The organism is Bradyrhizobium sp. Pha-3, assembly GCF_042258325.1.
Taxonomy (GTDB): Bacteria; Pseudomonadota; Alphaproteobacteria; order Rhizobiales; family Xanthobacteraceae; genus Bradyrhizobium; species Bradyrhizobium elkanii.
The window spans coordinates 7,726,115-7,750,705 of sequence record NZ_CP170151.1; the positions used below are offsets into that span (position 1 = coordinate 7,726,115).

Genomic DNA, 24,591 nt, shown 5'->3' on the forward strand with positions numbered 1-24,591 from the left:
GAATGTTGGCCCGCGTAGTTGGCCGATGGATCGAACCTGGCCTACGGACAAGGCGCGCTGGAGCAGTTCCTCGGCAACGGCAACTCACGCACGTGGTTTGGGGGCCATGTGAGAAAATGCGCCAAGCCGCCACGCCGAGGATGAGCTAGCTTGAAGCTGATTTGCTGGAACAGCAACTCGCGCATGCGCACAGGGCTACTGACGGTTTGCATCGCTTCGGAGGCCGATGTGCGGAACTTTATCGGTTCCGCTCCCCCGATGAGACCCTGACAGCCCTGAACGGACTGTGCTTCTTGCACGGCATCATCAGCGAGATTGAGCGTTACCAAGGGTCTCGAACACCGTCTGCTGCCACCAATCACCTTCGATTTGATCAAGCACGGCGAGATCGAGCATCGGCCGCAAGGCGCTGTCTTTGGGCAGTACGATCGCATAGCTCTCGCTGCTGAAGCTGGTATCGACGACGCGAGCCGAGGCCGAGAAGTCGCTGCGAACCATCCAGGTCAGCAACGGCTTGTCATGAACAAAGGCATCGATTGTCCCACGCCCCAGCGCGGAGAGGCCGCCCTGGATGTCCGGAAACGTTCGAAACGAAAGCCGCTGACGAGCGAGGTAGTCGGTCGTCGCGGAGTTCGCGACCGCGCCGACGCGCACGGAACGCAGGTCGTTGAAGCCGTGAACGGCGCCCTCGAGCCCTCTGCGCGTCAGGGTGGAGGTGATACCGGCGGTGAACACCGCAATCGCGATCACGGAAGCGATCATCCATCCCATTGCGACGATCCTTCCGGGGAGCGTTGTCGGAGCATTCTGAGCGGCCCCGGCTTGCGTCATGGCGATGGTCGACCACCAGAAGCTGGAGCCGAGTCCCTTGGCGCCGCCACCGAAGTGCTCCGTTTTGCGCCGTTCCAGCATCCAGATCAGGAATCCGACCGCCATTGCGAAACCAAGCAGCACCGCGACGGCCTGGAAGAATCCGAAAGAGAGAAGCGCCCGTCCGATCGCGACCCAGGGGTTTTCGTTGACCGGTACCGCAACGCCGAGCCCGGTGTTGTAAAACGGCTGTGTAAAATCGACTTTGCGCGCACGCTCGGCAGTCACTGTAACCGCCGCGACGCCAACGTCGAATCTGCCGTTTGCGACGCCGTCCAGCAAATCCGGCACGCTCTGGGTTTCGACCAGGCGAAAACGCAGATGTGCCTGATCGGCGATCCTTTTCCAGAGCGCGATGCTGATACCGCTCCAGCTCCCATCCGGCTGCTTGATCGCAAATGGTGGGGCCTCCTTGGTCGCCACGACCAATTCCTTGTCAGGGGGCGCGGTGGCTTGGGCGTGAAGAGCGCCGCAGCCGAACGCGAGCACCGCCAGCGCCAAGATGCATGACCAGACCGGTCGAATCGTCCACTTGCGCTGCGAGATTGGATCTCCCCACCTGGCGCTGTGGGCAGACATCTCACACGACACCTCCCCCCTCAGATAGCGGTCGTGCAGAGCTGCCGGGAAAGCCTCGAATGAACTCATTGCTCACCTTGACGCATAGCGGGATTGCCGACCAGAGCACCGCTACTCCCTTTGGCATTTCGTCACACACCTGTCCGTCAAAACAATGGCGAAGGCGTTCTCGGCCGCCACGACGGCCGGACACTGCAACGGAGAGAACCGGGTGCCCTGGCAGCGTCGCCTTGAACACCTGCTCCCGAAGACGAAAAGGAAAGGCAAGGTGCGCAGGCCACATCCGTCCATGCCTTATGAGGAGCTGCCGGCACTCGTGGCCAAGCTGACTCACCAAAACATGCATCAGCGCACGGATGCTTGAGGCCTGCATTTTGACCTGTGCCAGACTCCATTGTGGCGACGGTGCCTTGCCGCTCCGGATTGAAGCACTGAGAAAGATATCCGCTATGCGGTGAGTTCACGCGCAATGACCAGCCGCTGGATCTCGCTGGTACCCTCGAGGATACGCAGCACTCTGGCCTCGCCTGGGAGGCTCGACACGTCGAATTCCTCGAATGCGCCGTATCCGCCGTGCACCTGCAGAGCGATATCTGCAACTTCGCCCGCCATTTCCGTTGCGAAGAGCTTGGCCATCGACGTTTCCAACCGAAATGGCCGATCGGCGTCAGCCAGACACGCGGCGTTCCGGATCATCAGCTCGGCTGCGTGGATCTTCGTCAGTGCATCCGCGAGCGGAAAGGTCAGCCCTTGGTGCTGGAAGATCGGCGTGCCCCCAACCTGACGACCGGAGCCGTACACCTTCGCAAGATCGATCGCCTTGCGCGCCAGTCCAAGACCCGTTGCCGCGACGAGGATCCGTCCGATACTCAGCGTCGTCAGGATTTGCCTCAAGCCGTCGCCGCGATTTCCAACCATATTCGCTTTGGGAACTCGACAGTCGTCGAGAAAGAGTTCTACGGAGTCAGCGACACGCCAGCCAATTTTGCGGCTCGCTTTTCCGACCCGGAAGCCAGGTGTGCCGACGGGCACCACGAATGTGGACAGCCCCTTCGCTCCCAATTCAGGGTCCGTAACAGCCACGAACGTCGTAATGCCGTGGAGCGGAGTGCCGGCATTGGTAGAAAACACCTTGGAGCCACTCAAGACGAAAGAATTACCGTCCTCCAGGGCACGCATTTTTACGCTCGCGACATCCGACCCACCACTCGGCTCCGTGACGCCGAATGAGGCGATAAAGTCACCGCGACACAGCGGCTCAAGCCATTTGCTCTTTAAGTCATCCGATCCGTAGCGAGCGATAACCGTCATGGGAGCGCTATTGCACAGGAAGATGGCGGCAAAGCCGGGCTCTGCGCGAGCGAGCGTCTCGGCCACAATGGCGGCTCCGCGTGTACCGAGCCCTCCACCGCCAAAAGCCGGATCATACGCCGTGCCCATGAAGCCAAGCGCAAGAAATTCCTTCACGAGTTCGGTTGGAAACTCATGCCTGTCGGCGAAGGGCTTGATCCTGGGTCGCAGTGCGCCTGCGGTAAATTGCTCGAGACTGCCTCTTACCAAAGCTTCGTCTTCATTGAGATCCAAGAGCATTGGACCGCTCCTCATGTCGGTGAGCCGGATGTAGGTTAGCGTTGTCTGAATTTCTCGAAGGTCGCTTGCGCGGACGTCTCCCGGCAGTTCTCGAGAAATAGACGATTTGCTTCGAAATCCATCGTTTCAGCGTCTTCCATGAGATAGTTCGAGAAGAAGCGCTTCGTCGCGCGAACAGCGGGACGTGGTAGTTGCGCGAGCTGTTCCGCAATCGCAATCGCTCTCGTCAGCGCTTCGCCGTCATCGCAGCAGTAGTCGACGATGCCGATGGCGCGCGCATCTTCGGAGTTGAGCGCTTCGAGACAAAAGCAGAGAAGGCGCGCCTTGACGAGCCCGACACGGGCGACCAAGGACCTGATTCCCCATGGGGTTAGCCAACCGTGGGGCACCTCCGGAAGACTAAAGAGCGACGAGCGCCCCGCGACGACCACATCGCAAGAGGTCGCCAGCGTCAGTCCTCCTCCAATTGCGAACTTCTCGACAGCCGCGACGACGGGCTTTGCCAAATATCCTATCAACCGGCCGAGATCGCCGCACTCTTGCTCGAACCGTCCCATTGCTTCGAGCTCGAGTCGGCTGATGAATTTCAAATCGCTTCCGGCGCAGAACCCCGGAGCGGTACCCGCTAGAACGATTACGCCCACGTCGTCGTTGCGATCGAGCTCCAACAAAGCGGCTTTAACTCCGTCGACAAGAGATCGGTCCATCGAATTCCGCCGGGCCGACCGCTGTAACGTGATGATCGCGACGCCGTTACGTTTCTCGACGCTTACCGTCGTCTCTTCGTTACTCATTCGGCTCCACCTGGTACTGGATTGGGTTATGCGCTCAGATACATCTGCTTGACTTCCGTCGTTTCGGACAATTCCTTCGCATGTCCCGAGGTCACGATCCGACCGGATTGCAGCACGTAGGCGCGGTCAGCACAGCCCAGGGCCATCATGGCGTTTTGCTCGGCGAGGAGGATCGTCAGTCCTTCGTGCGCGAGATTTCGCACGATCCGCCCCAGTTCCTCGATAATGATCGGTGCAAGACCGAGGGTCGGCTCATCCAGCAGCATCAGCGTGGGTCGAGACATCAGCCCTCGTCCGATCGCAAGCATCTGCTGCTCTCCGCCCGACATCGAGCCCGCTTTCTGATCCCGTCGCTCGCGGAGCCGCGGAAACATCGAGAATATTCGCTCCAGGTCGGCGCCTGCGTGATCGCGATCGGCTCGGTGATAGGCGCCGATAATCAGGTTTTCCTGGACCGAGAGCTTGGTGAATATCTGGCGCCCCTCCGGCACGAGAACGAGGCCGGCCCTCACACGGTCCACGGTGGAGGATTCCGTGATGTCTTTTCCAGCGAGATGGATCGTGCCGCGATCTGACGTCTTCAACCCCGCCAGTGTTCGCAGCGTCGTCGATTTGCCGGCGGCATTAGGACCGATCAAAGTGACCACTTCGCCCTTCTCCAGCTTGAAGGACACCTCCCTGATAACCTTCTGCTTGCCGTAACTGACGCTGAGGTTCGATACATCAAGCATGCTTTTTGCCCAGGTAGGCCGCGACAACGGATTCGTCGGCGAGAACGTCGGAGGTCTTTCCGGAGGCAATGACCGCGCCGTGGTGAAGCGCGATCGAACGGTCCGCAAGCCGGCCCAGAAAGCCGACCTTGTGGTCGATAATGCACAGCGTGACGCCGTGAGATTTCAGGTCCCTGAGCACCGCGTCGAGATTCGCGATCTCGTCATGACCTAGGCCGGAGGCCGGTTCATCTAGGAGCAGAAGCTCCGGTTCGCAAAGCATACCCATTGCAACGCCGAGCATCTTCTCGCCACCATACGACAGCGCAGCGGCTTGTTCGTTCCTCTGGCTGGAGAGCCGGCAAAGCGCGAGGACTTGGTCGATCTTCTGCTCCAGCAGACGATCCAAACCGTCGGGCATGCCTCCGATCAGCGTCCGCAAGCGACCGATTCCCAGCTCGCGCTTGATGTGCAGGTGACATGCGATCCGCATGTGTTCGACGACCGTCAGCTCAGGAAAGAGCTGCGGATTCTGAAAGGTCTTGACCAATCCTTGCTGAGCGACCTCGAACGGCGACAGGGCGCTGATATCGTTCCCTTTCCAGAGAATCACGCCGCTGGTTGGCTTCAGGATCCCGGCGATCAGACTCAGAGTCGTGGTCTTTCCGGAGCCGTTCGGTCCAAATATCCCGATGATTTCCCCGCGCTCGATGCCGAACGCTACGTTGGACACGGCGGTGAGGCCGCCAAAGCGCTTAGTGAGGCTTTTTACGTCAAGCAGCATGTTTTCTGCTCGTAAGTAGGCCGACGATACCCTTCGGCATCACCAGGATCACGAAGATGAGGATGGAGCCGTACAGAGCGATGCGAAGCTCGGCGCTGAGCTCGATCATATGCGGCAAGGCCGTGAGCACGAGGGCGCCGACAACGGGGCCGATCAGGGAATTGACGCCTCCCAGCAGGACCATCGCGATGATGTCGAGTCCGAGCGAGATCGAGAGGAAATGCGGCTCGACGAACCCTGCGTAGAAGCCGTAGAAGGCGCCAACCAGCCCGGCAAGGCCGCTGCCGATTGCGAAACCGAGCAACTTGTACTTGAAGACGTCGATGCCGAGCGTTTCGCCCAACTGGTCGTTCAGCCGGATGGCGGCAAGACAACGTCCGATCCAGGACTTCAGGACACGGCTGCACACACCGTATACGACCACCAGCAGAGCCAGCGTCAGGTAGTACCAAGCGACCCCGCCCGCAATCGCAAACGTGCCAGATGGCGTCCAGATCTTCGGCGTATCGACGATCGTAATGCCGAGAGAGCCGTTCGTGACGCTGTTCCAGTTCAATGTGATCAAACGCAGCACTTCGGAAAATGCCAGGGTGACGACGGCAAAATAGAACTCTTTGAGTTTGAAGCGGAAGCAGATCGTTCCGACGATAAGAGACAGGATCACGACAATGGCCAGGGCGGGGGCGATCGCCAGCCAGAAGTTCCAGCCGAACGCAGTCACCAGGATGGTGACCACGTAGGCGGAAACGCCGAAGGACGCGGCGTGAAACATGGAGAGCTGGCCGGTGAATCCGAAGATCAAATTGAAACTGACCGCCAGCGACGCCGCCATGAAGCCGTAGATCGCAATGGCGAGCACCGAGTCGCTGTGAACGAAGGCCGGAACGGCAAGGGCGAGCAGCAGCCCGACTGAAATTGCGTACTTCACGACCGATCTCCAAACAGGCCGCCCGGACGGACGAGAAGGATCAAGATGAGGAATACGAGACCGTAAGCGTCCCTGAAGGCCGACGAAAAAAACACCGATCCGATGTTCTCGCTGATGCCGAGAATGATACCGCCGCCCAATGCGCCGAGCACGCTGCCGACGCCGGCGAGAATGGCGGCCTCGACCGCCTTGAGAACGTAAGCCGATCCGATCGTTGGTTCGATCGAATACATGCTCGCGTACAAACCCCCACCGAGACCCGCCAACGCCGTCGAATAGACCACGACGATCGTCTGGAGCCTTCCCGTGCGGATGCCCATAAGAGCTGCGGCTTCGGGATTCTGTGCGTAGGCGAATGCCGCGCGCCCCAACCACGTCCGCGTCAAGGCGAGATATGTGCCGAGGATCACAGCCAGGAATACCGCGGCGACTGCGACCTTGATCTTCGGCAGAACGATGCCGGCTACCTTGAGAGCGCCAGGAAGCACGTAAGTCAGATCTTTGGGCGTGGTCGTGAAGGCCGCGAGGACCAAGGCCTCGAAGACCGAAATCATACCGATCGACACCAACAGACCGTTGACCAGGTTGCCGCGAGTGAAGCGAAACAGGGCAAGATCCGAAACGTAGCCGAAGGTGCTCACGACCACGACGGCGCCAATGACGGCCACGGGGTACGGGAAACCCACGACGTCGTAGAGATACCAGGTCGCGTAGGCGCCAAGCATCATGAACGCGCCGAGCGCGAAATTCACCACGCCGGTCAGGCCGAATGTGAGCGTTACGCCCAGCGCTATGATGCCGTAGAGCGTACCCACGATTACGCCATTCAGCAATTGTCCGATGACTAGCTGCGTCATTGATCGAAGGTCCGCGGGAAGCGCATTTCGTGACGCCTTCCCGAGTGGAGAGAGAGCGCTCCGGCTCCGCCGGAGCGCGACGAACGAGCCTTACTCTTTGGTCGGGTCGTAAGGCACTCTCTCGATGGCACCACCCTTGCGCACGTGGACGACATCGAACCCGAACACGGCCTCTCCGGTCTTGTCGTATTTGATTCTCCACATGCCCTCGTGGGTCATGCTCATCAGGGCAGCACGGATCTTTGCCACATCGTCGACGGTGCCAGCCTTCTGCATGGCCTCCACGAGCATGTAGACATGGTCGTAGCAAGATGAGGAGCAGAGCGGTGCTTGATCGTAGGGAAATTCGCGCTTGAACAGCTTCTGATAGCTTTCGATAAAGGCACGGACCTTCGGCTCGGTCTTCTCGGCACCCTCGAAGTACTTCGGAACGTATGCGATATAGTCTTCGATCGCGTCCTTGTTCTTCAGCGCCGGCCCGATGGAGCCACGAACGAGAAAGAAACGATTGCCGAAACCGGATTCGGTCGACTGCCTCACGATATCGTAGAGGACGGCATCCGAATAACCCGGGAAGAGAATGTCCGGCTTGCCGGCCGCGAGCTTCGCGAGCACCGCGCTGAAGTCCTTCGTGCCGGGCTCGAACAATTCGACCTGCAGTTCAATTCCGGCATCCTTGAACAGCGCGCTATAAATATCGACGGCGGTCTTGCCGAAGGCGTCGTTCTGGAAAAGCATCGCCACCTTCCTGGTATTGAGCTTCTTCAAATAGTCCACCATCAGCTTGCCGAAACCCGCTGATCCCGCGTCCCAGTTCCAGGTTCGCAGCAGATAGTCGTGATCGGGCTTGCCAAGCGCTGCGTGTGCCGACGTCGCGCCCGCGAACAGCAGGAACTTGCCGTTGTTCTGATTGGCTATCGGCTCGATGGCGTTGAAGACATTGGTCAGAAACGGCCCAAAGACGAAGTGGACTTTTTCTTCCATCATCTTGCGGAACTGTACGGTCGCCTCGCGGGGCTCGCCGCGCGTATCGACCTGCTGCAGTTCGAGCTTGTAAGTCCTGTCGCCGACCAGGAAGCCGCCCTTCGCGTTGATTTCCTCGACCGCAACCTTGGTACCCTGCGCCGACATCCAGCCGTAGGTAGCGGTTGCGCCGGTCAGGGCCTCGATCTGCCCGATCTTGACGACATCTTCGGCCTTGGCCGCCGGTCCGAACAGCAGTCCGGAAGCGATGCCCCCTGCAATCAGGGCCCCTTTCCAGCAAGACATGAATATCCTCCCTCGGCGTCGTTGCGCTTGTGTTGTACTAGTAATATCTTACAAAAGTTTCGTCAACACATCATTGCGTTTTCCCGGATGATGGCCGCTCAGCCCCGGGAGGGGTCGATTTAGGTGTGCGCATTGTGCGAGATGCGCTCGTGCTGCGCTTGTCCCGAACGTCGCAGCGAGGATATTCGTAAGAGACACCCACATCGCGCCTTGCGCGCGCTAAGAGCTTGGCGTCCAATGGCGAAAAAGGTCGGAGTACTTTCCCCTCCCGAGTCTCAGGCCGACACGGCTCACCGACGGCTCGAGGAGATGATCGTGACACTGCAGCTGCCGCCCGGCAGTCACTGGTCTGAGGAGGGATTGGCAGAGGAGATCGGCATCGGCCGCACACCGGTGCGCGAAGCGGTGAAACGCCTTCAGGCGGACCGTCTCGTGACCATTCTGCCCCGGCACGGCTTGATGATCACCGAGATAAATGTTCATGAGCAGTTGTTGGCGATCGAGCTGCGGCGCGAACTCGAGATTTTCATTTCGATAAGGGCGGCTCGCCGCATCCTTGCAAGCGACCGAGAGCGCCTTCTCGCTGCTGCCGACGAAATCGAAAGCGCGGGCAAGCACGGCAACCTCGAAAAATACTTGCGTGAGGTCTTTAAGGCGAACGGTCTTATCGCCGCGGCTGCCGGCAACCCATTCGCAACCCGCTCAATCTCGCCGCTTCACGCGATGTCGCGGAGATTCTACTACAGGTACGAAAGCGACCTGCAGAACCTCGGTGCAATGGGCGTCCTTCATGCGGCGCGAGCACGCGCGGTTTCGCGGCATGACGAGCAAGGTGCACTCGTTGCCGTTACCGCTCTGATGGAGCAGATCGAAAATTACACACGACAGATATTCGAGATCAGCGTCGGGTCAGGCAGATGATCGGAATCCCCCGGTCTCGTCGAGACCGGGGAACTTCTTAACCGGCTTGTCCCCGAACCGCGCTTGTCTGACCGGGATCGACGAAGAAGCTTGCATCCATCAACTTCAGTTCGTCTGCGACTTGCCAAGGGGCGAACTCCATTTGCTCGAGCACATCACGCCGAACGTCGATACCTGGCGCCACTTCCGTCAGCACCAGTCCCTCCGGAGCAACTTCGAATACCGCTCGCTCGGTGATCACCAGCGCGGTTTGGCCGCGCTTGACGCCGTCGGTAACCGCGTAAGTGATGTGCTCCACCTGCTTCGCGAACTTGCGAACCTTTCCTTCCTTGACGATGCTCAGTTTCCCGCCATCGAAACCGACATCCAGCCCTCCAGTGGTGAAGGTTCCGGTAAAGACCAGACGCTTGGCGCTTTGCGCAATGTCGATAAAGCCGCCCGCGCCCGGATTGGCGGCGCCGAACTTCGACACGTTGACTCGGCCGCGCTGGTCGAACTGAGCGAAGGCGAGTGCCGCAAAATTGCACAACCCTCCATCAATGGCGTCGAACTGATAGACGCCGTCGAGGATCGCATCGGGATTCAGATTCGCGGAAAACTGCCATCCGGACATGACGATCCCGCCGTAGGATCCGTGCTCGGTGGTAAACCAATAGTCCTTGAGCTCGTCGCCGTGAAGCAGCCCCTGCTCCGCCATGACGAGCGGCACATCGGCCGCCGCCCCGAAACCAAAAATGGAAAGTTCGCGTTTCCGCACTTCCTTCGCTGCCCGCGATGCGACGACCTTGTCGGCGGACGACGGGATCGGAGGGAGTTGAGACAGCGCCCTGCGCTCACCGCCGAAGTAAGCCGGGTCGAACTCGACGTCGGTCGTCATCATCATCTTGGGGTCGACGACGACTGCATCGACAAACATGCCTGGAATCCGAACCTCGGATGCGGCTCTCTGGCCGTGAGGCACGGCTCGCCGCACTTGCGCTACGACGCGGCCGCCATGGGCCTTGGCTGCCAGCACCAGCGCAATATTCGAGGACACCAGCGCCTCGTTCTCGAAAGACAGATTTCCGAACTCGTCTGAGGTCGATGCGTAGATGAACACCGTATCCAACTTCCATGCCGGATAGAATAGATACGGCTTTCCGTCGAATTCGATTTTTCTCACGAGATCGTCATGTGCTCTTTCCGAGAACCGGCCGCCGCCATTGTCGGGATCGATGTAGGTGCCGATCCCGATTTCGGTCATGTAACCTGGGCTGCGACGAGCTATCTCGCGTAGCCAATGCATCGTCGCTCCGATCGGCCAGGAGTAGGCTTCGATCCTGTTCTCACGGATGAGACGCATGAGCTCGGGTCGCTTTCCCGTCTTGGGGTCGACAGGATTGATGTATGAACCGCTCACCATGCGCTTCATCAATCCTTCCTGCGCCACGTGGTCCATGCCCTTGATGCCCTGAGCGTCGCCGGTCCCGACCGGGAAATAGAAGGTCAGGTTTTTCGGGCTGCCTGTATTGCGGAATTTGTCGCCAAGGGCCTTCAAAAGAGTATCGGGCGTTACCCAACCGATCACACCCACGCAACCTACCGAGGATCCGTCCTGAATGGATGCAACTGCCGTCGCGGCATCAACGATTTTATTCACGACTTCACCGTAAAGCGTTCAAAGGTTTTTTTGGAACTTGGCGTTTCGCAGTTCGACGCGAACTCCCGGGACGAGACTTCGTCCAGGCGCTCGGCGTCTGCCATGATGAAGCGGTCGAAGAAGCGTTTCGTCGACGCGACGGCTTCGGGCGGCACTTTGGAAAGACCGACGGCAATCTCCGTTGCCAGAGAAAGCGCGGCGCCCGGCTCGGCGACGTCATCGACCAAGCCGATCCTCGCCGCCTCGATCGTGTCGATCGAAGCCGCGCCCCACGTGAGACGGCGCGCCCGCACCGGGCCGACCCGAGTCAGGAGCGCCGTAAGCCCCCACGGCGGCAGCCAGCCGTTCGGGGCTTCCGGCAGATGCCATCGTGCGTTCGACGCAGCCACCACGATGTCGCACGATGCTGCAAGGATCATTCCGCCTCCCAGAGCGTATCCTTCGACGGCCGCGATGACCGGCTTGGCGCGGTAGCCGATCGCGCGCGCGAACGTTGCGGTTTCGGCCTCGTGCTTGCACATATCCGCGATAGAGAGGCCTGCCAGCTCCTTGAGGTCGCTGCCGGCGCAGAATGCGGGCGGAGCGCCCGTCAGCACAACTGCGCTGATCGCGTCATTGCGCTCTGAATCGGCCAGGGCAGCGTTCAGATCCCGCATGAGCTGCGAACCCAACGCATTGCGGCGCTCCGCGCGATTGATGGTAACGATGGCGATCGGACCTTGATTGTCTAGCTTGATCATCTGTTCACGATCCTGTTAATCGAGGCGCGCGCCGTCGGCGTTCACCGCTGCCCTCACTTGCTGCCCGTCAATGTGCCTCGGCGCTATTCCGTCGCGCACCGCAATCACCGCTGCATGACCGATCGCATGACCGTAGGAGAAGCACTGAGCCGTGACGCGTGCTGAAGCGACTGCTTCGTGCTCCGCCGAGAGGCAGCGGCCGGCAACCAGCAACCCCTCCCCGCGCTCCGGCACGAAGCACCCGTACGGTACTTCGTAGTAATCGTTCAGCAGCCACTCGACGCGAGGCTTGACGCCCGAGTGCAGCTCGATCGGCCAAGGCGAGACCGCAATGCCGTCAGATGACTTGGCGCCTTTGACGACGTCTTCGTTTGAAAGCCTCTTTACGCCAGAGACCTGACGGGTCTGGCGCACGCCGACCTGGACGCCCGTATCGTTCAGAAAGGCGGCTTCGCATCCCACGAGATGATCGCGAAAGAAACGAGCGTATTCTCGCGCCTGAAGCCTTCCCTCGATTTCGGCGTCGGTGAAATCCTGATGGAAAAGCGTGTTGAGCTCACGCCCGTCCGGCCCGATCACACGCGTGCAATTACACAGCAACTCGTTGGGTCGGGTGGTGGGGAATAGCCAGATTTTGGCGCGCGGCAGCCGGTATTCACCCGCATTGTGCTTTGCGCGGATCATGTCGGATATCTTTTCCGGCATGATGGCGTCGGCACCGTATTCTGTGACGAAACGATCGACATCGACACCCATCATTCGAAAGATCATCGTCGGGTTCTGAACCCTGCCGTTGTCGCCAATGAAGCTGGGCAAGCCGGCCATTGCGACGACATCAGCATCTCCGCTCGCATCGACGACAACTTTGGCGCGCGCATCGAGGGGGCCTTGTTTCGTCCAGATGACCACCCCCCCGATCCTGTCGCCCTCCATGCTCACGTCGCTAGCGACAGCATGGAACACGACGCGTACTCCGGCTTCCCGCAGCATCGCGTCTGCTTCCTCGCGCCAAACCAAGGGGTCGTGGACCCGCGCCCAAGTCTTTCCGTAGAGCAGCGGATCGCCAAGCCCGCCTTTGGCTTCCAATCGGCGGCAGAATTCGTCGGCAAAACCAAAAACAACCTGCTTCGGTTTGGCGTTGATCGCTTCGGTCGCCTCGTACAGACCGCACACCGTGCCCGACAGCCCGGCCACAGCCCCGCCGCCGCAAAAGCCATACCGCTCCACGAGCGTGACTTTCAGACCCCTTCGAGCGGCGGTTACAGCGGCCGCAACTCCTGCGGCTCCCCCTCCGACGACGAGCACATCGCTATCGACACGGTTAGACCCACGGGCGTCCAATTGTGCTCTCCCTGTGATATCTTAGTGGTGTATTATAATTATTTCAATGCATGTTGGTTTGCAAGCGCCTTCGGGCAAAAAAATTGCCCGCGATCGCGCGGCAGATTTGCGAGTGAAAAAAGTTAGCTGCTTGGGGGCAGCAGCGGCGACCGCGGGCTGGAGGCGACGAGAGGGCTGAAGCTGACCTGGCGGTCCCTGCGAACGACGCGACCGGCGTGCTCGCTACAGCCGCCAGCGGTCAGCTCGTCAGGCACGGGATCAGGACACAGGACACATGCCGTAGCCGCTATTCGGTAGCGGTGAATGCCTGCGGCGCTGCGAGACTGCTGCTATCCGGTTGTTCAACAGCAGGTGCCGTCAACGCGACGATAGCGCGCGCATGCTCGGTTCTTACTGAGGTATCTCGTCCACTGACGGTACAGTTTTCGCAATCACGGCGTCCGAAGCCGTGCCGTCAGGCGTAGCGCATCGCAGAAGATCGTAGTTTGGCGTGCAAAATCGTACGCATGGTAGCGGGGGAGGGACTCGAACCCCCGACCCCAGGATTATGATTCCCGTGCTCTAACCAGCTGAGCTACCCCGCCATGGGCTCGCCATCGGCGGCTGGTGAGCCGCGGGTGCGAACGCGCGGCATATAAAGAGTGGCATGCGCGCCTGTCAAGCAAACCCGAACGGGGCAGCAACTTATTGCAGACAGAGGCTATTTCGGCCTCACCGATTGGTCGCCGCCGGGGCTGCCGGGCGGTGGAATCACCGGCGTGTTGCCGCCTTGCGGGGTCGGCGCACGCATTTCGGGATCGACCCCGGCCGGCGGGCACAACACCCCGTCGGATTTGGCGAGCTTGTCGCCCAGCGGCTGGCTGCTCTGCCCGGTGGTGGTTCCCTCCGGAACCACAGCACCGGGATGCGAAGGCTGCTGCGGCGCGCAATTCGCGGCGGTGCGCGACGGCGCCGGTGGAGCGGTCTGGGCCGGCGGTGTGGCTGATGTCGGCGGCGCCTGCGCCACGGCCACAGCGGGCGCCATCATCAGCACACAGGATAAAGCGAGTGTTCGATTGATCCTCATGACGAGAAAACCGTGACGGCGCGCCGATGTTCCCCGTCAAAATCGCCGCAATCTCACGATTTGCGGAAGCGGATCAGCGAGAAATGCCCCATCGGCGGCATCGGCCGGCGCTCCGCAAGGCAGACCCCGCCATGCTTGGCCGCCCAATTGGTCAGCCGCTCCCACGGAAATTCCGGCCGCCAGCCGAGCCGCCGCGCCAGCGGCGCGAAGGCGAGCTCGAAGACGCGGCGCGGGCCGCTCTCGGCGCCGATGTGATTGACCAGGATCAGTTCGCCGCCGGGCTTCAGCACGCGGATGAAATCGTCGAGCGTCGCCTCGGGATCCGGCACCGCGGTGATGACATATTGCGCGACCACCGCGTCGAAGAACGCATCCGGAAACGCGAGATTCTTGGCGTCCATCACCGCCAGCGCCTCGACATTGCTGAGGCCCTGCGTGCGCACGCGCTTGAGCGCCCGCCGCAGCATCGGCTCGGATATATCGACGCCGCATAGTTTCGTGGTGCGCTTGTATTCCGACAGCGACAGCCCGGTGCCGACGCCGACGTCGAGCACGCGTCCGCCGATCCGGTCGGCCTCCGCGATCGTCGACTGACGGCCCTGATCGAACACCTTGCCGAACACCAGATCGTAGATCGGTGCCCAGCGGCCATACGCCTTTTCGACCCCTTCGCGGTCGATATCCCCAGCCATTCCCCTGCCCCGAAGTTACTTTTGTTTGCGCATGATCGTCGCGGAAAACCGGTCCCCACTTTTCCGGATCATGCGCTATCCGCGAACCGCTTCCGCAATCGGCGCCATCGCATCCTGCGTCGCGGCCCGTATTGCGCGGCTTGCGCTTGCACTCCTGATGAAGCCGCCGCCGAGCACACGCGCCTGTCCGGAGGCTGCGTCGTAGAACACGCAGGCCTGGCCGGGCGACACGCCCTCCTCGCCGGCGACGAGCTCGACCTCATAGCCGCCATCGGCGGCGCGCAACCATGCCGGCTGCGGCGCACGCGTCGAACGCACCCGGACATAGATCTCGATGCCCTCGCCGATCACGCGATCCAGCGCGCCGTCGCCGATCCAGTTGACGTCGCGCAGCGCGATGCGATCCATCCGCAGCGCCTCGCGCGGCCCGACCACGACACGGCGCGTCGCCGCATCGAGCTTGACCACATAGAGCGGGCTGCCGGAGGCAATGCCGAGCCCCTTGCGCTGGCCGACGGTGAAATGAACGATGCCCTGGTGCTGGCCGATCACATGACCGTCGAGATCGACGATGTCGCCCGGCGCGATCGCGTTCGGCTTCAGCCGTCCGATGATGTCGGTGTAGCGGCCGGTCGGCACGAAACAGATGTCCTGGCTGTCCTGCTTGTCGGCGACCTCGAGATCGAAGCGCCGCGCCAGCTCGCGGGTCTGCGGCTTGGTCATGTCGCCGAGCGGGAAGCGCAGGAAGTCGAGCTGCTCGCGCGTGGTCGCGAACAGGAAATAGCTCTGGTCGCGATCGGCATCCGCGGCGCAAGTGAGCGAGCGCGATCCGTCGGCAAGCCGCCGCGAGGCGACATAGTGGCCGGTGGCGAGCGCCTGCGCCCCGAGCTCGCGCGCGGTCGCGAGCAGATCGCGAAACTTGACCGAACGGTTGCACTCGATGCACGGCACCGGCGTCTCGCCGAGCGCGTAGCTGTCGGCGAAATTGTCGATCACCGATTGCTTGAAGCGGCTTTCATAGTCGAGCACGTAATGCGGGATGCCGATCCGCTCGGCGACATTGCGCGCATCGTGGATGTCGCGGCCGGCGCAGCAGGCGCCCTTACGATGGGTCGCGGCGCCGTGGTCGTAGAGCTGCAGCGTGATCCCGACCACGTCGTAGCCCTGCGACTTCAACAGCGCAGCCGTCACCGACGAGTCGACGCCGCCGGACATGGCAACGACGATCCGTGTGTCTTCAGGGCGGCCTTCGAGATCCAGACTGTTGAGCATCTTTAAGCGGTCATTGGTCACTGTCGCGGCGAGCTTATGCGCTCCGCGACGATATTGGAAAAAGCCTTTTGTCCAGAGAGCCTTAGAACACGTCCAAGCCGGTTCGGTCGGTCCGGACGCATTGGAGGCCACCTTTAATATAGGCCGTATTCCGGTGAGGCAATCCGGCGGAAGCTGTGCCGTGCCGCGCGTGGACGGCAAATCTTGCCGCCGGGCAAAAAGGAGACCCGCCGGGAACCCGCTCCAATCGGCCAAGGCATCCCGTAACCTCCTGAGATAGCTCATTATTTATTGCCATCCCTGGTTGGCCCACTCCTTGCTGACAAAACGCCGGAAGTCTCATTTGCGAGGGTTGGCAGTGGTCAGCGTCACGTCGGAAGCATTGGCAGGCCGGTCTTTTCAGGGCGCGACGCAGCGGTCGTCGCGGCCCGATCCCGCTTCGCAGGCGGGGAATGACGGCTTTGCCGCGCTGGTCGACAGCAACACTGCGTCCACAAACGACAGCCGCTACGACTCCCAGCCGGCGCCCTCGCGGCGGTCCGACGATCCGCCCTCGACGACCGAGGCGCGCCCCCGCGACACCAACCCGGGCCCCGACAAGACGTCGCGGGATTCCGGCAGTTCGCGGGACGACAACAAGGTCGACAGCGACAGCGACGCGCCGTCCAAGACCAAGTCGAAATCGAAATCGGACGACTCGAAATCGAGCTCCGATGCGAAATCGACCAGTGACAAGCCTGACGCGACGCAAACCGCTGCGCAGCAGGATCCCGGTGCGGCAACCGTGACTGCCGTGATTGCTCCCGTTGCCGCAACACCGGCGACTGCCCCGGCACCGGCGACGGCCGCGTCGTCCGACCAGCCGGCCGCACCGCTCGCGATCGCGGCGGCGGCCATCGCGGCGAGCTCGGCCATCGCCGGCACCGGCGCGGCGAGCGGCGGCGGCGCGCCTACCGGCGCCGACACCGCAGCGGCGGCGGCCACCACAGCGAACGCCGACAAGGTCGCCAAGGCGGCCGGTATCAAGACCGACGCGCAAATCATCACCCCCGGCGATGCGGCAACGGCTTCGGGCGCCGCGACAGCAACCGGCGATACGACATTCGCCGCCGCGGTTGCCGCCGGAACGCCCGCCGCCAAGACGACGACGCAAGCCAAGGCACAGGTCACCGCCAAGGACGCGACGGCGACGATGCCGGCCGACCAGGACGGCGCCGCGGCAGGCAGCGCCAACACCGCGCAGGCTGCTCCGACCAATATCGTTCCCGCCGCCGCGCAGCCGGCCGCCGTTGCCGGCAAGGCGAAGCCCGCCGCAGTCGGTGCGGCCGATGCCATCAAGGCCGACGCGAGCGGCGACGGCAATGCCGCGCCGACGCCGGCGGTCGGCGGCCACGCGGCCGCGCAGGCCCAGCTCACGACCCCCGATCCCGGCGCGCAGGCAGCGAATGCACTGCAGCCGCAACTCGCGACCACCCAGACGACGCCGTCTGCGACCGCGCAATTGACCGTGACCAACGCCGCGCAAAGCGCCGCCGTGCCGCTCAGCGGGCTTGCGATGCAGATCGCCGCCTCCGCCAAGAGCGGCAAGAGTCGCTTCGAGATCCGGCTCGACCCCGCCGAGCTCGGCCGCATCGACGTCCGCATCGATGTCGATCGCAACGGCCAGGTCACCTCCCATCTCACCGTCGAACGCCCGGAAACGCTGTCGATGCTGCGCCAGGACGCCAACCAGCTGCAGCGCGCGCTCGACAATGCCGGCCTCTCGACCGGCAATGGCGGATTGCAGTTCAGCCTGCGCGACCAGTCGCAGTCGGGCCAGAACAACAATGGCCAGCCCAATCCGAACGCCCATCGTTTGATCGTCGCCGAGGAGGACAGCGTTCCCGCCGCCGCGGCGGGCCGCTCCTACGGCCGTGCAACCGGCGCCCTCGGCGGCGTCGATATCAGAGTGTAAGGAGTTCACCATGGCAGTCGATGCAACCATGCCGACGCCCGTCGTCTCTGCACCGGGCACCAGCAACGGAACGAACTCTGGAAGCAGCAGCGGCAGCGGCCTGACGACCTCGTCGCAGGGCATCGCTGACAATTTCCAGACCTTCCTGACGCTGCTGACCACGCAGTTGCAGAACCAGAACCCGCTCGACCCGCTCGACACCAACCAGTTCACCCAGCAGCTGGTGCAGTTCGCGGGCGTCGAGCAGCAGCTGAAATCCAACGATCAGCTGAAGTCGCTGATCGAGATCGAGAAGAGCGCGCAGTCGACCCAGGCGCTGGTCTATGTCGGCAACACGGTCGCGGTCGACGGCAGCAAGACGCAGTTCGACAAATCCGCGACCTGGAATCTGGTGTCCCCGCAAGCCACCAGCGCCACGATCACGATCACGAGCGCGACGGGCCAGACCGCCTATTCCGGCAATTTCAGCCTGAAGCAGGGCAATGCCAGCTTCGTCTGGGACGGCAAGGGCAATGACGGCACGCAATGGCCGGCCGGCACCTACACGCTGACCGCCACCGGCAAGGATTCCAAGGGCAACCCGATCGCCATCTCGACCGAGGTGCAGGGCGTCGTCGATTCCGTCGACCTGACCGCCTCCCCGCCGCTGCTCTCGATCGGCGGGCAGACCTACACCACCGACAAAATCAAGCGCGTGGTGCGCGGGGCGACTGGCTCGAGCTAGGCTGCGCCTGCGGGCACCGTGTACTTGCACATCGCATGTTGCGCGGCATACGCATCTGTCGTCCCTGCGAAAGCAGGGACCCATACGCCCCGGCCTGTGTTGTGAACGGGATTCGTCGTTGCAGCGACGCGTATCAATCAACATTCGTGGTTATGGGTCCCGGCCTTCGCCGGGACGACACCGAATGTGTTGACCGCGAAGCGCCCCTCGTGTCGGATGAGACGCATCTATTGAGCATCTGAGTTGGGTCAAACGCCAAGCGGAATATTTTCTTATTCTTGTATTGACAGGTTTTGCTGATTTGCCCGTCGGGGTGTTTGCCGCCCCCTTCCCGTCCTTCCCCGGTGCGCGACTGCGCACCTGATCGCATTACATCCGGGCGCCATCCTCCGCCTGCCCCTCCAAGGTCGGCGCCCGCCCAAAGACTGACGCCGCTTCCTCACGGCGAGCGACGGTTCCATGCTATAGAAACACCACTTGGCTGCTTGCTGTGGGGCTCGACCAATGCCGATCAATCGCTTGCTGAAGACGGGCGAATACACGCCGGAGCAAATCGATCTCTTCAACAGGGCGTTCAGCCTGGCGCTGCATTCGATGGGTCTGGTTGATCGCAACGATCCGCTTTGCGAGATCGTGGCCCGCAAGGTTATCGAGATCGGCAAGACCGGCGCCCTCGACGCGAAGGGCATCGCGCAAGCGGCTGTGGCCCGCATCGGTCTCTGATCGCGGCCGACGCGGTCGATGGCCGCTGACCGAACGGCGCTTGCCCTCTAGATCAGGCGTTCCGGCTGAGCGCGGGCCACCGCCGTTCCCGGCGGCGGCCCGCCGTCATAGCGGCCTCACTCGACTTCCTGCACGACCGTACGGGTGTCGGGATCGACCAGCATCACGCGCTGGCCGGTATAGACATAGCGATATCTGGTGAGCGACGGGCCCCAATCGGCAGGCACCGCTTCAAGCTCGACCTCGCGCGGCACAGGCGAGCCGACGACGATCCTCTCCCGCGTCTCGACGGGACGGATCTTGTGTTCGGTCACATAGCTGTGGATCCGCGTACGGTACTGCGGCTCGATCTGCACGGTGGCGGCATGTCCGGCACCGGTCGTGCCGACAACCGTGCTCTGGGCGAAAGCGCCGGTCGAGGCCAATACGGCGGCAACAGAAATCAGAACCAGCTTTTTCATAACGTCCTCCTCACCGCTCCATGCGGCGTTTCGAGAACCGCGACGGAATGCCAATGTTCCTAGTGAAGGATCCCGATCAATCGCGCCGCTGGCACGCCCCTCGCGCCAAGGCGTTCATCCGGGAATGGTCGTCTTGTTCGGCTGGTCCAGTGTTGGCGCGTCCGGACTTTCGCTCTCCGCATTCAGCTCGACCTCGGCCGCGTGCCAGAATTCCTTGTCCCTGCCGTCGGGCTTTCCGGCCTTCTCCCAGAGCTGCCGCGCGTAGTCCCCGATTTGCTGTTCGGTGGCCATGTCATTCCTCGGGTATCCCGAGCTCCTTGCGAACCGTCACGGCGGAGTCACCGACCTTCTCGACGGCTTTACGCAGCTGTTCGCGCGACACGCCGAGGGCATGCGTCCAGCATCTCACCTGACGCAGATCGTGCACGTTGATCTTCGATCGATCGAACTGCTCTTTCCTGGTCAGGCGTTTCGTCACCGGACTTCTCGCGTCAGCCGTTCGGCCCGAGCTTCGGCCGTTGCTGGCGATCCAATCTTCCGGACGGTTGTTTGTTCCTTTTCCGGATGGGTGGGCTGTCACCCCCCGGAGGAACATTATTCGCGAGCGATACTTCAGTCGTGAGAGATGAACAAAGGTGAGCCATGACAAGCATTGCAGACAGGATCGGCGGACGGGTCAAGCAGCTCATCGCCGAGATCATCAACGATGGCAGGCTTGCCGAGGAAGGCGCGCAGCAGATCAGGAAGGCCGAGAACGAGCCGCCAGCGAAGCCGTTCGGCAATTTGGACAAGCTGACCTAACAAGCTGACCTAGATGCCCAGATACTTCTTCCATCTCGCGGGCGACATCCCCGCACATGACGTCCTCGGTCACGACTGTGCCGACGACAAGGACGCCAGGGATCACGGCAGCTTCATCGCGCACCGGATCGGGACTGAAAAGCCGGAGATGGTCCGCGACGGCAATTTCATTTCGGTTCGCGATGAGGGCGATCGCGAACTCTTCCGCATCCCCCTGGCTTCGACGAGCGTCTGACGGGAAACCGTCGTTCTCAGCTCGGCTCGCTTCCCGCACACCGACGCTGCCGGCCGATGTCCGGCATTCCTTCGCCGGCCCGCCGCATGGTGCTCTCGAGGACGCGGCCAGGACAGGGCACGCCGCGCCGTTCAATAGGAACAAACGACGACGAGCGTGGTTCGGACCTACACCAGGGTTTGAAACACCAATTGCACAAATGAAACGCCGCAATCGCTTCAAGCAAACCACGACGCTCGCATACCGCCTCATTCAGCTGGAAGAGGCGGCCCGCGCAAGGGCTTCGCACCTGCCTCCCGGCACCGAGCGGGAACGACTTCTCAAGAAGGCCCGTGAGGCCGAGCGCGCCGTCCAGATCGAAGAATGGCTCGCCACTCCGGGAGCGGAGCCGCCGCAGTAGCGCTTCGATTCACATAGGCTGGTTCGATTCACATAAGCTAATGCGCGCATTGCCCCGAGATGTGCTCGAGGCTCGAGCCTGACCAAAGGTTTTGACCTAACCAGACTTGCAGCCGGCTCCAACCCACCTCGCCCTCCGCTCCGGAGCGGTCACTCCCAAGGCAGCGTCTCGCGCCTATGCCGATCAGGGCAGCGCGGCTCAGCGAGAGCCCCTTCGCGCGAGCCGGACAGCGCGCGGCGAATCGCCGAAACGGGTTCGGAACAGACGATTGAAATACGAAACATCCGAGAAACCGACCTCGAGCGCGATATCGGAAATTCGCCGACGGCCGGCATCGGACTCGGTGAGCAATTTGAACGCCCGCTGGAGTCGCAATTCATTCAAGCGCTCCGTGAATGAGGGTCCTGATGACGCCATCAGGCGCTGCAGATAGCGGGATGAGATGCCCTGGTAACGCGCAACCGCCTGAACGCTGAGGCCGGGCTTCTGAAAGTGTGTGGCGATGTAGTCGAGCACTGCACCGTGCCGCGCAGCGACGACGGCGCTCGCGCTGCTCTCGCCCAATGCAGGACACTCGCCGATCGCGAGCGCGACGAGATCGTGGATGTGGGCCACGACCGTATCGCGAAGCTTCGGCTCGCTCAGCGCTTTCGTCCTAAGTACCGACTTCAGATACAAGCTGAACAGTCGAAATGCCTCTGTCCGGTGCCAAATCGGCCGCATGACCAGGCCTTCGACGTCCGCCACGCGCTGTGCAAGCGCCTCGCGCGGCACGGCCAGGCCGAACTGTGACCCGTCGATATAGGTGACGCTGGCGGGCTCGGAATGCAAAATTGCGATCGCATCGCCGGCACGAAGGTCGGCTTCCTGGCCGCGCTGCGATAGCTGGCTTCTGCCCGGAGAGCAGAAGATGACTCCGATGGAGTCATCGCCATCGGCGAGGTTCGCTCGCATACGCTTGAAATGCATCGACGTGCCGTTCAGCTGCAGCATGCGCAAACCCGGAACCGCTCGCAGCGACGCATCGGCCTGGAATAAACTGTCCGATAGAGGCTCGATATCGGCGTGCACGATGCAGCGGCCAAAGTGCTCGCGCCACAGAGGAATACGAATGCGCTCCGGAAGGTCGCGCGTCGAAAATCGATACGATGCGAAATCGGCTGCGTCCGTGGGCATGGGGACCTCCAGCCTTCACAAAACACCAGAATAAAATGCTGCGGCACACCACAGTCAGTATCTGCATTTTGCGATTCACGCACCGGCCTTCGCGTGACCGGTGCGCATCAGTCCAAGAAGCCACGCTATCGGTATGCTAGTCTCGTTCTCCTGTGATTGATGCTGATGTGAACTGGTTCACTTGGTGATCAGAATATTACGTATATAATGCTCGTGAAAATCGCGGCGAAATTTCCCCTTTAAGAAGACGCGGTCGCGATAGCTCTATTTATGATTGCTGCCATCGGATTCGTTTCAGACATTCCTGGCAGCGTGCAAGCGCAAATCAGTATCATGCCCTGTACGCGGTTTCCTGGCTAAGGCGCCACGCGCAGGCTATTCTGTAGAACGACTGATATCGATTTTGGTTGCGTCGGACTGCCTGCGGCACTGTTGGTTATCGCCGCCGGTTGAAATGGTCGAAATCTGTCACGTGGGAAAGTTAACCTAAGTGATCAAGAAGGCGTTCGATCATGTCCACCATATTTGACATGCTTTATCATGAGTACTGTCGTGCCCGCCTCGCCGAAATGCGAAAGCAGCATTTGTTGCCGGCCATCGGCGAAATCGTGCAGGCTCCGTCGGAGGAAAGCGATCCTCCCGGCCCCCGTGATTGCGGTTGGCCGGCGGAAGCGCCGCCAACCCTCGGGTAGCTGGAGCGCACCATCATACAGGTTGGCCGGAGGCTAGTCCGGCACGCGCACGCCTCGGAGCATCCGAGCCTCTCACGGGCCTATGTCCGATGAGGCCGCGCGCGCACGCCGGACAGATCGACAGATGCTAGATCGAACCCACAGCTCGAAACGATTGCTCGGCGAAACCCCGCCGGAGTTCAGATCGACCGGCCGCGACCCGCGCATCGATGTCTGTCGCGGGATCGCGTTATGGTGGATCTTTCTCGATCACATTCCAGACAACGTCGGAAGCTGGCTGACCCTGCGCAACTACGGCTTCTGCGATGCCGCCGAAATATTCATGTTCATCTCGGGCGTCACCTGCGCACTGGCCTACGGCAGGGCGCGTCAGCGCGACGGCTGGCGCGGCATGATCGGCCGTTCGCTGCGGCGGGGATGGGATATCTATGCCGCCTTTCTGCTGCTGACGCTCGCCTGCGCGATCCTCGTCTACCTCGCGGGCAGCGATCGCCTCACCGACGACAGCAATACGCGGGTTCTGTTCGAACGTCCGGGCGCAGCACTTGCGCACGCCGCGGTCCTGCAATTCCACCCTGTCAATACCGACGTCCTGCCGGTCTTTGTGATCTGTCACGTGTTGTTCGCACCGCTGCTGTGGCTGCTGCTGCGGGCGCCGAACCTGGCGCTTGGCCTTTCGCTGTTGCTCTATGCGCTGGTGCATGTCTTCGGCTGGAGCATTCCCGCCTGGCCCGACGGCGTCTGGTTCTTCAACCCGCTGGCCTGGCAGCTTCCGGTCGTGCTGGGCGCATGGTACGTCATCGAGGGAAGGACCATCCAGGGATGGGTGACGTCGCGCCCCGCGCTCGTTCTGTCCGCGCTCTATCTTGTGTTCGGCCTGGTCGTTGCGCTCGGCCACGGCATCAAGCCGCCGCTGCTGCCGCAGGCTCTGGCCGATCTGCTGTTTCCAATGGACAAGTCAAATCTGAGCCCGTTGCGGCTGCTGCATTTTCTGGCGCTTGCAATCCTGGCGTCATGGCTCGTCCCCGCGGGCTGGCGAGGGCTGTCGACGCCGATGCTGCGCAGCGCGAGGCGTTGTGGCGAGAACTCGCTGCCGATCTATTGTCTCGGCGTCCTGCTGGCGCTCGCCAGCCAATGTGACCTGTTCGACATCTCGAACCGGCTCTCGATGCAGATCGGACTCAGTCTTGCCGGTGTCCTTGTGATGGTCGCGGTCGCGACGCTACTGAACACGCTCAGCACCAAGCACGCGCGGCAGCCCAACGTCGATGCCGTCATGCAGGAATTGATCCCGCGCGTGGGCGATCGGGGCATTCTCGACGGTCGTGGCGCGAATATCCTCTAGGCCGCGTCGACTGGCCTGGCGCCAGCGG

27 protein-coding genes and 1 tRNA gene are annotated in these 24,591 nt (G+C 61.8%); 8 read left to right on the top strand and 20 right to left on the bottom strand.

Annotation, left to right across the window (positions count from 1 at the left end; translation table 11 throughout):
* Window positions 1–306: 306 nt before the first annotated feature.
* From ACE10X_RS36800 to ACE10X_RS36835, 8 genes are all read right to left on the bottom strand, one after another.
* Complete coding sequence (locus ACE10X_RS36800; protein ID WP_038382308.1) at window positions 307–1,371, bottom strand: transporter substrate-binding domain-containing protein; 1,065 nt, start codon at window positions 1,369–1,371, stop codon at window positions 307–309.
* A gap of 525 nt (window positions 1,372–1,896) precedes the next feature.
* A complete protein-coding gene (locus tag ACE10X_RS36805; RefSeq protein WP_375763604.1) occupies window positions 1,897–3,039 on the bottom strand; it encodes an acyl-CoA dehydrogenase family protein in 1,143 nt (380 codons plus the stop codon).
* A gap of 35 nt (window positions 3,040–3,074) precedes the next feature.
* Window positions 3,075–3,833 (bottom strand): enoyl-CoA hydratase/isomerase family protein, encoded by a 759-nt coding sequence (locus tag ACE10X_RS36810; RefSeq protein WP_375763605.1) that lies wholly within the window; start codon window positions 3,831–3,833, stop codon window positions 3,075–3,077.
* Between the two features lie 26 nt (window positions 3,834–3,859).
* Window positions 3,860–4,564 (bottom strand): ABC transporter ATP-binding protein, encoded by a 705-nt coding sequence (locus tag ACE10X_RS36815; RefSeq protein ID WP_375763606.1) that lies wholly within the window; start codon window positions 4,562–4,564, stop codon window positions 3,860–3,862.
* The gene (locus tag ACE10X_RS36820) at window positions 4,557–5,327 is read right to left on the bottom strand and encodes an ABC transporter ATP-binding protein (protein ID WP_038382304.1); all 771 of its coding nucleotides are present in this window, start codon (window positions 5,325–5,327) and stop codon (window positions 4,557–4,559) included. Before ACE10X_RS36820 ends, ACE10X_RS36815 begins: the two co-directional genes overlap by 8 nt.
* A complete protein-coding gene (locus tag ACE10X_RS36825; RefSeq protein WP_038382303.1) occupies window positions 5,317–6,255 on the bottom strand; it encodes a branched-chain amino acid ABC transporter permease in 939 nt (312 codons plus the stop codon). Before ACE10X_RS36825 ends, ACE10X_RS36820 begins: the two co-directional genes overlap by 11 nt.
* On the bottom strand, window positions 6,252–7,112 hold the full coding sequence (locus ACE10X_RS36830) for a branched-chain amino acid ABC transporter permease (RefSeq protein ID WP_038382302.1): 861 nt from the start codon (window positions 7,110–7,112) through the stop codon (window positions 6,252–6,254). Before ACE10X_RS36830 ends, ACE10X_RS36825 begins: the two co-directional genes overlap by 4 nt.
* A gap of 90 nt (window positions 7,113–7,202) precedes the next feature.
* Window positions 7,203–8,381 (bottom strand): ABC transporter substrate-binding protein, encoded by a 1,179-nt coding sequence (locus ACE10X_RS36835; RefSeq protein ID WP_038382301.1) that lies wholly within the window; start codon window positions 8,379–8,381, stop codon window positions 7,203–7,205.
* A gap of 309 nt (window positions 8,382–8,690) precedes the next feature.
* Here ACE10X_RS36835 and ACE10X_RS36840 point away from each other — a divergent pair, with 309 nt between their 5' ends.
* Window positions 8,691–9,302 (top strand): GntR family transcriptional regulator, encoded by a 612-nt coding sequence (locus tag ACE10X_RS36840; protein ID WP_244435679.1) that lies wholly within the window; start codon window positions 8,691–8,693, stop codon window positions 9,300–9,302.
* A 37-nt stretch (window positions 9,303–9,339) separates the two neighbouring features.
* Here the strand turns inward: ACE10X_RS36840 and ACE10X_RS36845 are convergent, their stop codons facing one another.
* The 7 genes from ACE10X_RS36845 to mnmA form a co-directional block, all read right to left on the bottom strand.
* Entirely contained in the window at window positions 9,340–10,941 is a 1,602-nt protein-coding gene (locus tag ACE10X_RS36845; protein WP_375763607.1) for an acyl CoA:acetate/3-ketoacid CoA transferase, read from the bottom strand.
* Window positions 10,938–11,681, bottom strand: a complete 744-nt coding sequence (locus ACE10X_RS36850; RefSeq protein WP_375763608.1) for an enoyl-CoA hydratase/isomerase family protein — start codon at window positions 11,679–11,681, stop codon at window positions 10,938–10,940. The genes ACE10X_RS36845 and ACE10X_RS36850 overlap by 4 nt, the downstream gene beginning before the upstream one ends.
* Window positions 11,682–11,696: 15 nt before the next feature.
* Window positions 11,697–12,986 carry an FAD-dependent oxidoreductase gene (locus ACE10X_RS36855; RefSeq protein ID WP_375764643.1) on the bottom strand — a complete coding sequence of 430 codons (1,290 nt, stop codon included), beginning with the start codon at window positions 12,984–12,986 and terminating at the stop codon, window positions 11,697–11,699.
* Between the two features lie 543 nt (window positions 12,987–13,529).
* Window positions 13,530–13,606 (bottom strand) — tRNA-Met (locus tag ACE10X_RS36860).
* A 116-nt stretch (window positions 13,607–13,722) separates the two neighbouring features.
* Window positions 13,723–14,088: a hypothetical protein gene (locus ACE10X_RS36865; protein WP_038382296.1), complete on the bottom strand. Its 366-nt coding sequence runs from the start codon at window positions 14,086–14,088 to the stop codon at window positions 13,723–13,725.
* A gap of 53 nt (window positions 14,089–14,141) precedes the next feature.
* The gene (locus tag ACE10X_RS36870) at window positions 14,142–14,780 is read right to left on the bottom strand and encodes a class I SAM-dependent methyltransferase (protein ID WP_375763609.1); all 639 of its coding nucleotides are present in this window, start codon (window positions 14,778–14,780) and stop codon (window positions 14,142–14,144) included.
* A 75-nt stretch (window positions 14,781–14,855) separates the two neighbouring features.
* On the bottom strand, window positions 14,856–16,052 hold the full coding sequence (mnmA, locus tag ACE10X_RS36875; protein ID WP_375763610.1) for a tRNA 2-thiouridine(34) synthase MnmA: 1,197 nt from the start codon (window positions 16,050–16,052) through the stop codon (window positions 14,856–14,858).
* 358 nt (window positions 16,053–16,410) lie between these two features.
* Between mnmA and ACE10X_RS36880 the strand changes: the two genes are divergently transcribed.
* From ACE10X_RS36880 to ACE10X_RS36890, 3 genes are all read left to right on the top strand, one after another.
* Entirely contained in the window at window positions 16,411–18,006 is a 1,596-nt protein-coding gene (locus ACE10X_RS36880) for a flagellar hook-length control protein FliK (protein ID WP_038382294.1), read from the top strand.
* A 10-nt stretch (window positions 18,007–18,016) separates the two neighbouring features.
* Window positions 18,017–18,730 carry a flagellar hook assembly protein FlgD gene (locus ACE10X_RS36885; protein ID WP_016844363.1) on the top strand — a complete coding sequence of 238 codons (714 nt, stop codon included), beginning with the start codon at window positions 18,017–18,019 and terminating at the stop codon, window positions 18,728–18,730.
* Between the two features lie 504 nt (window positions 18,731–19,234).
* Window positions 19,235–19,453 carry a hypothetical protein gene (locus ACE10X_RS36890; protein ID WP_375763611.1) on the top strand — a complete coding sequence of 73 codons (219 nt, stop codon included), beginning with the start codon at window positions 19,235–19,237 and terminating at the stop codon, window positions 19,451–19,453.
* 116 nt (window positions 19,454–19,569) lie between these two features.
* On the opposite strand, the gene ACE10X_RS36895 is transcribed toward ACE10X_RS36890, so the two are convergent.
* From ACE10X_RS36895 to ACE10X_RS36910, 4 genes are all read right to left on the bottom strand, one after another.
* Complete coding sequence (locus ACE10X_RS36895; RefSeq protein WP_369525399.1) at window positions 19,570–19,767, bottom strand: DUF1236 domain-containing protein; 198 nt, start codon at window positions 19,765–19,767, stop codon at window positions 19,570–19,572.
* Window positions 19,685–19,879 carry a 2Fe-2S iron-sulfur cluster-binding protein gene (locus ACE10X_RS36900; protein WP_369529686.1) on the bottom strand — a complete coding sequence of 65 codons (195 nt, stop codon included), beginning with the start codon at window positions 19,877–19,879 and terminating at the stop codon, window positions 19,685–19,687. The genes ACE10X_RS36895 and ACE10X_RS36900 overlap by 83 nt, the downstream gene beginning before the upstream one ends.
* A 149-nt stretch (window positions 19,880–20,028) precedes the next feature.
* Window positions 20,029–20,205, bottom strand: a complete 177-nt coding sequence (locus tag ACE10X_RS36905) for a DUF2934 domain-containing protein (protein ID WP_375763612.1) — start codon at window positions 20,203–20,205, stop codon at window positions 20,029–20,031.
* A 1-nt stretch (window position 20,206) separates the two neighbouring features.
* Window positions 20,207–20,392, bottom strand: a complete 186-nt coding sequence (locus ACE10X_RS36910; RefSeq protein ID WP_028343468.1) for a DUF3606 domain-containing protein — start codon at window positions 20,390–20,392, stop codon at window positions 20,207–20,209.
* Between the two features lie 164 nt (window positions 20,393–20,556).
* Between ACE10X_RS36910 and ACE10X_RS36915 the strand changes: the two genes are divergently transcribed.
* The 3 genes from ACE10X_RS36915 to ACE10X_RS36925 all read left to right on the top strand — a co-directional run bounded on the left by ACE10X_RS36915 (window position 20,557) and on the right by ACE10X_RS36925 (window position 21,350).
* Window positions 20,557–20,715: a hypothetical protein gene (locus tag ACE10X_RS36915; RefSeq protein ID WP_375763613.1), complete on the top strand. Its 159-nt coding sequence runs from the start codon at window positions 20,557–20,559 to the stop codon at window positions 20,713–20,715.
* A 13-nt stretch (window positions 20,716–20,728) separates the two neighbouring features.
* Window positions 20,729–20,950 carry a DUF6894 family protein gene (locus ACE10X_RS36920; RefSeq protein WP_375763614.1) on the top strand — a complete coding sequence of 74 codons (222 nt, stop codon included), beginning with the start codon at window positions 20,729–20,731 and terminating at the stop codon, window positions 20,948–20,950.
* Between the two features lie 199 nt (window positions 20,951–21,149).
* Entirely contained in the window at window positions 21,150–21,350 is a 201-nt protein-coding gene (locus tag ACE10X_RS36925; RefSeq protein WP_038382289.1) for a hypothetical protein, read from the top strand.
* A gap of 198 nt (window positions 21,351–21,548) precedes the next feature.
* Here the strand turns inward: ACE10X_RS36925 and ACE10X_RS36930 are convergent, their stop codons facing one another.
* Window positions 21,549–22,526, bottom strand: coding sequence for an AraC family transcriptional regulator (locus tag ACE10X_RS36930; RefSeq protein ID WP_375763615.1), 978 nt, complete (start codon window positions 22,524–22,526; stop codon window positions 21,549–21,551).
* 816 nt (window positions 22,527–23,342) lie between these two features.
* Here ACE10X_RS36930 and ACE10X_RS36935 point away from each other — a divergent pair.
* Window positions 23,343–24,563, top strand: coding sequence for an OpgC domain-containing protein (locus tag ACE10X_RS36935; protein WP_375763616.1), 1,221 nt, complete (start codon window positions 23,343–23,345; stop codon window positions 24,561–24,563).
* The last annotated feature ends 28 nt before the right edge of the window (window positions 24,564–24,591 follow it).

What these genes read in the sequence shown, in the direction of transcription:
- ACE10X_RS36805 (WP_375763604.1), bottom strand. Translation starts at nt 3,039, where the DNA reads ATGCTCTTGGATCTCAATGAAGACGAAGCTTTGGTAAGAGGCAGTCTC.
- ACE10X_RS36810 (WP_375763605.1), bottom strand. Translation starts at nt 3,833, where the DNA reads ATGAGTAACGAAGAGACGACGGTAAGCGTCGAGAAACGTAACGGCGTC.
- ACE10X_RS36815 (WP_375763606.1), bottom strand. Translation starts at nt 4,564, where the DNA reads ATGCTTGATGTATCGAACCTCAGCGTCAGTTACGGCAAGCAGAAGGTT.
- ACE10X_RS36820 (WP_038382304.1), bottom strand. Translation starts at nt 5,327, where the DNA reads ATGCTGCTTGACGTAAAAAGCCTCACTAAGCGCTTTGGCGGCCTCACC.
- ACE10X_RS36830 (WP_038382302.1), bottom strand. Translation starts at nt 7,112, where the DNA reads ATGACGCAGCTAGTCATCGGACAATTGCTGAATGGCGTAATCGTGGGT.
- ACE10X_RS36835 (WP_038382301.1), bottom strand. Translation starts at nt 8,381, where the DNA reads ATGTCTTGCTGGAAAGGGGCCCTGATTGCAGGGGGCATCGCTTCCGGA.
- ACE10X_RS36840 (WP_244435679.1), top strand. Translation starts at nt 8,691, where the DNA reads ATGATCGTGACACTGCAGCTGCCGCCCGGCAGTCACTGGTCTGAGGAG.
- ACE10X_RS36850 (WP_375763608.1), bottom strand. Translation starts at nt 11,681, where the DNA reads ATGATCAAGCTAGACAATCAAGGTCCGATCGCCATCGTTACCATCAAT.
- ACE10X_RS36865 (WP_038382296.1), bottom strand. Translation starts at nt 14,088, where the DNA reads ATGAGGATCAATCGAACACTCGCTTTATCCTGTGTGCTGATGATGGCG.
- ACE10X_RS36870 (WP_375763609.1), bottom strand. Translation starts at nt 14,780, where the DNA reads ATGGCTGGGGATATCGACCGCGAAGGGGTCGAAAAGGCGTATGGCCGC.
- mnmA (WP_375763610.1), bottom strand. Translation starts at nt 16,052, where the DNA reads ATGCTCAACAGTCTGGATCTCGAAGGCCGCCCTGAAGACACACGGATC.
- ACE10X_RS36885 (WP_016844363.1), top strand. Translation starts at nt 18,017, where the DNA reads ATGGCAGTCGATGCAACCATGCCGACGCCCGTCGTCTCTGCACCGGGC.
- ACE10X_RS36890 (WP_375763611.1), top strand. Translation starts at nt 19,235, where the DNA reads ATGCCGATCAATCGCTTGCTGAAGACGGGCGAATACACGCCGGAGCAA.
- ACE10X_RS36905 (WP_375763612.1), bottom strand. Translation starts at nt 20,205, where the DNA reads ATGGCCACCGAACAGCAAATCGGGGACTACGCGCGGCAGCTCTGGGAG.
- ACE10X_RS36915 (WP_375763613.1), top strand. Translation starts at nt 20,557, where the DNA reads ATGACAAGCATTGCAGACAGGATCGGCGGACGGGTCAAGCAGCTCATC.
- ACE10X_RS36920 (WP_375763614.1), top strand. Translation starts at nt 20,729, where the DNA reads ATGCCCAGATACTTCTTCCATCTCGCGGGCGACATCCCCGCACATGAC.
- ACE10X_RS36925 (WP_038382289.1), top strand. Translation starts at nt 21,150, where the DNA reads ATGAAACGCCGCAATCGCTTCAAGCAAACCACGACGCTCGCATACCGC.
- ACE10X_RS36930 (WP_375763615.1), bottom strand. Translation starts at nt 22,526, where the DNA reads ATGCCCACGGACGCAGCCGATTTCGCATCGTATCGATTTTCGACGCGC.
- ACE10X_RS36935 (WP_375763616.1), top strand. Translation starts at nt 23,343, where the DNA reads ATGCTAGATCGAACCCACAGCTCGAAACGATTGCTCGGCGAAACCCCG.